Raw genomic sequence first — 6,066 nt, 5'->3', positions numbered from 1 at the left:
GGGGGTTGCGGGGCTGCCTGCTATGTCACCTGCCGCGTCGCTTGTGGCATCACTTGCGGCAGCACGCGCGGCACTATCCGCCACAGCCGGGCCGCTGGCGGTGCTGAGCGCCCGGACGATGTCGAGCGCGCCCTGCCCAGCAAGCTCGCTCGCGACCTGCTGGCCCAGCGCGAGCGCGCGCTCGATGCTCGGCGCGGGCGCCGATGCCTGCGCGCTCAGTACGCGCTGGCCGTCGGGCGTCGCGACGATGCCGCGCAGATGCAGCGCGCCGTCATGCCAGGTCGCATACGCGGCGAGCGGCACCTCGCAACTGCCGCCGAGCGCGCGCGACACCATGCGCTCGGCTTCGACGGCGGCCGCCGTATGTGAGTGATGGAGCGGCGCGAGCCACGCGGCGAGGTCTGCGCGATCGGCGCGAATCTCGATGCCGAGCGCGCCCTGCCCCGCGGCCGGCAAGCTGTCCTGAGGATCGAGCAGCGCGCGGATGCGCTCGCCGAGACCCAGACGCTTGAGCCCGGCCGCGGCCAGGATGATCGCCGCGTAATCGCCGCGATCGAGCTTGGCGAGGCGCGTGTCGAGATTGCCGCGCAACGGCCGCACGTCGAGATGCGGATAACGCATGCGCAGCATCGCCTCGCGGCGCAGGCTCGAGGTGCCGACCACGGCACCGGCCGGCAGCGCGGCGAGCGAGTCGTATTGATTGGAGACGAGCGCGTCGCGCGGGTCCTCGCGCTCCATGATCGCGGACAGCGCGAAGCCCGCGGGCAGCTCCATCGGCACGTCCTTCAGCGAATGCACCGCGAGGTCGGCGCGGCCATCGGCGAGTGCGGCTTCGAGTTCCTTGACGAAGAGGCCCTTGCCGCCGACCTTCGAGAGCGTGCGATCGAGAATCTGATCGCCGCGCGTCGTCATTCCGAGGATTTTTACGTCACAAGATGGATATAATTTGTGCAGCGCACATCGCACATGCTCCGCCTGCCACATGGCAAGGCGGCTCTCTCGCGAAGCAATCACAAGCGTGTGGGGTGGCGCGGCAAACGTCTCGGTGTTCATTAGCTTGCTGATCGAATCTCGGGATGGAATAACAATCAATGTTAGCACGCGCCCCTGCTTGCGCCCTTGCACCAAAGGCACGGCCGGGCGCCAGGCAGACGCGGTATCGATGGAGGAGACGGGCTGCGCGCGGCAAGCGCCTGCCCCATTCCGGCTCGTCACGCACGGTCGTTCGCGCATCGCGCGGCGGCATGCGCGATGATGCAATGCGGCGTAACCGCGTGGGCGGCACGCGCCGCGCGTTCAGTGCGGCCTCGCCTCATGTGTCGTGGCCCCTCTCTCCATCCGGCGTCGGCAGGGCTCATGCGGCTCGTCGCGGGCGGTTCGTTTTGCAGGCCCGCCTGCCGCCGCGCCTTGCCGTTGCGCGTTGTCGTGCGCCTTGCAGTTCTCTTTGCTGTTCTAATTGCAGTCCCGTTCGCAGTCCCTGTTGCACGCTGTTCACGTTACTCGCAGTCCACGTTGCACATTCTGTCGCAGTTCCGCAGTTGCAGTTCATCACTCAACAGACCCTGGCTTCCCTGAGGAAACCCATCGTGACGTCTTCCGGATCGGCGCGCCCTGACCGCCGCAACACTGCTTCGTCCAACGCTCGCCCGGCCCATGCCGCGACGCCGGACGCTTCCGCTGCCTCTGCCGCAGCCCTCGCCGACTCCACCGCGCACGGCACGACGTCGGCCTTCGCTCAACGCGCCGACCAGTGCACGGAGCAGCGCACGGAAAAACGCCCGGGCCAACGTGCCCTCGCCGCGCAAGCCGCCAAGGCGCCGAAAGCCGCGCGCACCGCCGTGTCCGTCAAAGCGGAAAAACCCGTGAAGACAGCCAAAGCCAGCAAGGCTGAAAAGGCTGGGCAAGCCGCAAGCGCCGCCGATACGCGCAAGCCGGCCAAGGCCGCCAACACCGATGCGAACGCCACCGCTTCCGCGAAAACCGAAGCGGCCGCGAGCGACGCAGCCCAACCGCGCGCCGCCAAAAAGCCGAAGCTGAAAGCCGTCGCGCAAGCCGCGGGCGCGGGCGCCGCCGTCCCCGCCGCCAAAAGCACGGCCCGCACGCGCGAGGACAAGGACCATCCGCTGTTCCAGGACATCCGCTATCTCGGCCGTCTGCTCGGCGACGTGCTGCGCGAGCAGGAAGGCGACGCGGTGTTCGACGTCGTCGAAACGATCCGGCAGACCGCCGTGCGTTTTCGCCGCGAGGACGACAGCGCCGCCGCGCAGACGCTCGACAAGAAGCTGCGCACGCTGACGCCCGAGCAGACGGTCAGCGTGGTGCGCGCGTTCAGCTACTTCTCGCACCTCGCGAATATCGCCGAGGACCGTCACCGCAACCGCCGGCACCGGATTCACGCGCTCGCGGGCTCGGCCTCGCAGCCGGGCACGATCGCCTATGCGCTGGAGCGGCTCGTCACGGCGGGCGCGGCCGCGACGCCGGTGCTGCAGCAGTTCTTCAACGACGCGCTGATCATGCCGGTGCTGACCGCGCACCCGACCGAAGTGCAGCGCAAGAGCATCCTCGATGCGCAGCACGACATCGCGCGGCTGCTCGCCGAGCGCGACCAGCCGCTCACCCACCGCGAACGCTCGCACAACGAAGCGATGCTGCGCGCGCGCGTCGCCTCGCTCTGGCAGACGCGCATGCTGCGCGACGCGCGTCTGAGCGTCGCCGATGAAATCGAGAACGCGCTGTCGTTCTATCGCGCCACCTTCCTCGAGGAAATCCCCGCGCTCTATGGCGACATCGAGGACGCCCTCAAGGAACACGGCATCGAAGCGCGCCTGCCGCCGTTCTTCCAGATGGGCAGCTGGATCGGCGGCGACCGCGACGGCAATCCGAACGTCACGGCCGACACGCTCGAAAACGCGATCACGCGCCAAGCCGCGGTGATCTTCGAGCACTACATGGAGCAGGTGCACAAGCTCGGCGCGGAACTGTCGGTGTCGAACCTGCTGGCCGGCGCGAGCGATGCGCTGAAGGAACTCGCGGCCATCTCGCCGGACCAGTCGCCGCACCGCACCGACGAGCCGTATCGCCGCGCGCTGATCGGCATGTACACGCGGCTCGCGGCCAGCGCGCGCGTGCGGCTCGGCGAAGGCAGCGTGCCGGTGCGCAGCGCCGGACGCGGCGTGGCGCCGATCCGCGCGATTCCCTACGACGACGCCGCCGACTTCGTGCGCGACCTGCACGTGCTGATCGATTCGCTCGCCGAGCATCACGGCGCGCCGCTCGCGGCCCCGCGTCTCGCGCCGCTCACGCGCGCCGCCGAGGTGTTCGGCTTCCATCTCGCGAGCATCGATCTGCGGCAAAGCTCGGACATCCACGAAGCGGTGATCGCCGAACTGCTCAGACGCGCGGGCGTCGAGGCCGATTACGCGGCGCTCTCCGAGGCGGACAAGCTCGAGGTGCTGCTCGCCGAACTCGCGCAGCCACGCCCGCTGCGCGTGCCGTACGCCGAGTACTCGGACCTCGTGAAGAGCGAACTCGGCGTGCTCGAGGAAGCGCGTATCACGCGCGAAAAATTCGGCGCGCGCGCGGTGCGCAACTACATCATTTCGCACACGGAAACGGTCAGCGATCTGGTCGAGGTGATGCTGCTGCAAAAGGAAACCGGCCTGTTGCGCGGCCGTCTCGGCGACGAGCACGATCCGGCACGCGCGGGCCTGATGGTGATTCCGCTCTTCGAGACGATCCCCGATCTGCGCAACGCGCCGCACATCATGCGCGATCTGATCGCGCTGCCGGGCGTCGGCGCGCTGATCGAACACCAGGGCAACGAGCAGGAAGTCATGCTCGGCTATTCGGACAGCAACAAGGACGGCGGCTTCCTGACCTCGAACTGGGAACTGTATCGCGCCGAGCTTGCGCTCGTCTCGCTGTTCAACGAACGCGGCGTGACGCTGCGCCTGTTCCATGGCCGCGGCGGCACCGTCGGCCGCGGCGGCGGCCCGACCTATCAGGCGATCCTCTCGCAGCCGCCCGGCACCGTCGACGGACAGATCCGCCTGACCGAGCAGGGCGAGGTGATCGCGAGCAAGTTCGCCAACCCCGAGATCGGCCGGCGCAATCTGGAAACGGTGGTGGCCGCGACGCTCGAAGCGTCGCTGCTGCCGCAAGGCAACGCGCCCGCCGAGCTGCCCGTGTTCGAGGAAACGATGCAGCAACTGTCCGATACGGCAATGGCCGCGTATCGCGCGCTCGTCTACGAAACGCCGGGTTTCAAGGAGTATTTCTTCGAGTCGACGCCGATCGCCGAGATCGCCGAGCTGAACATCGGCAGCCGGCCCGCCTCGCGCAAGCTGCAGGACCCGAAGCAGCGCAAGATCGAGGACCTGCGCGCGATTCCGTGGGGCTTCTCGTGGGGCCAATGCCGTCTGCTGCTGACGGGCTGGTACGGCTTCGGCAGCGCGGTCGCCGCGCATCTCGACAGCGCGCCCTCCGACGCCGAACGCGCGCGCCGGCTCGCGCTGCTGAAGAAAATGCACAAGACGTGGCCGTTCTTTTCGAACCTGCTCTCGAACATGGACATGGTGCTCGCGAAGACCGACCTCGCGGTCGCGTCGCGCTACGCCGCGCTCGTCACCGACAAGAAGCTGCGCAAGCACGTATTCGAGCGCATCGTCGCGGAATGGGAGCGCACCTCGAAGGTGTTGTCCGAGATCACCGGCAAGGGCGATCGGCTCGCGGAGAATCCGCTGCTCGCGCGCTCGATCAAGAACCGCTTCCCGTATCTCGATCCGCTCAATCACTTGCAGGTCGAATTGCTCAAGCGCTATCGCGCGGGCGATACGAACACACGCGTGCGACGCGGGATTCATCTGAGCATCAACGGGATCGCGGCGGGCTTGCGCAATACGGGTTGAGGCTGGAGCGGCGGTTTGAACCGGGGTTTGAACCGCTGTTTGCCGTCGAAGCGCAAGCGGGCTTGACGCACCGATGCGGAATCATCGGTGCAAGCGGTGCATTCAGTCCGCGATACACAACGCACGCCGGGGGTGGCCAGCAAAGGCCACCCCCGGCTTTTTTCATTCAATGCGCGTCGATCATCAACGCGTCGAGCTTGAACGAGTGGTCCGCCTGCACGTCGAAATACTGGCGCACTTCATCGGGCGCGTGATCCCACAGCGAGCGGATCGCGACGATGCGCGGCTCGGGCGTGCGCATGCGCGCAACCCACGACTTGAATTCGAGGTCGATGCGCCAACGCTCGCGAATCGACGCCTTGAAACCGGCCGTGGCGAACAACGCAATCCACTCGTCGGCGCGGTAATCGCGGATATGCGAGCCGTCGCGCAGCAACTCGATCGCCTGGATATGCGTATCGAGCAGCGGATGATCGATGCCCGCGATATCGATGAACAGCACCTTGCCGCCCGGCTTCAGCACACGCCGCACCTCGGCGAGCGCGAGCGGCACGTCGTGCCAGTGATGCGCGCTCATGCGGCTAATCACCCAGTCGAACGCATGAGCGGCGAACGGCAGCGTTTCGGCCGCGCCCTGCTGCGTGCGGATGTTGGCGAGGCCGCGCTCTTTCGCCGCGCCTTCGACGGTCGCGAGCATCTGCGGCGCGATGTCGTAGGCGACGACCTCTTTCGCATGCGGCGCAACCGCGAAGCTCGCGTGCCCCGCGCCGCAGCCCATGTCCAGCACGGTCGCGCCCGGCGTCGCGGCGATGGCGTCGGCGAGCGTGCGCAGATCGGCGCCGCTCGCATGGGTCTGACTCGTCAAGTAAGCGGCGGCGGTCGAGCCGAACGCGTCGGCGACCTGATCGTGATGCTTCATGGGTGGCTCCGTTAGGGTGAGATGGCAACGCGCCGTGGGGTTTCCAGCCGCTACAATAGAGCCGGTCATGTACCAGTACAAGTTAAGCAATTATTCTGGTATCTCTATTACCCCCTCCACGCGCAGCCCGCCAGCATGACCATGCAGCCCACCGCCGATCACCCGCCACCGCTCGACGCCACGCCGGCCCGCGCGCTCGGCGACTTCATCCGCGCCCACCGCGAGCGGCTCGCGCCGCAG

The 6,066-nt window shown here is 67.6% G+C and carries 3 protein-coding genes and 1 pseudogene; 2 read left to right on the top strand and 2 right to left on the bottom strand.

Annotation, left to right across the window (positions count from 1 at the left end; genetic code table 11):
• On the bottom strand, nt 1-1,053 hold a 1,053-nt coding region (hemC, locus tag GXB81_RS30215), incomplete at its 3' end, for a hydroxymethylbilane synthase (protein WP_241016591.1).
• A 533-nt stretch (nt 1,054-1,586) separates the two neighbouring features.
• On the opposite strand from hemC, the gene ppc reads away from it, so the two are divergent.
• A complete protein-coding gene (gene ppc, locus GXB81_RS30210) occupies nt 1,587-4,907 on the top strand; it encodes a phosphoenolpyruvate carboxylase (RefSeq protein ID WP_205991128.1) in 3,321 nt (1,106 codons plus the stop codon).
• A 166-nt stretch (nt 4,908-5,073) separates the two neighbouring features.
• On the opposite strand, the gene GXB81_RS30205 is transcribed toward ppc, so the two are convergent.
• Complete coding sequence (locus GXB81_RS30205) at nt 5,074-5,826, bottom strand: class I SAM-dependent methyltransferase (RefSeq protein ID WP_167284385.1); 753 nt, start codon at nt 5,824-5,826, stop codon at nt 5,074-5,076.
• A gap of 135 nt (nt 5,827-5,961) precedes the next feature.
• On the opposite strand from GXB81_RS30205, the pseudogene GXB81_RS30200 reads away from it, so the two are divergent.
• Nucleotides 5,962-6,066: pseudogene (locus GXB81_RS30200) on the top strand (transcriptional regulator); the annotation flags it as partial.

Origin of the sequence: Paraburkholderia sp. Ac-20336, assembly GCF_017105025.1 — a bacterium.
GTDB lineage: Bacteria > Pseudomonadota > Gammaproteobacteria > Burkholderiales > Burkholderiaceae > Paraburkholderia.
The sequence above is the reverse complement of the archived record's forward strand: the minus strand, read 5'-3'. Positions and strand labels throughout refer to the sequence as shown.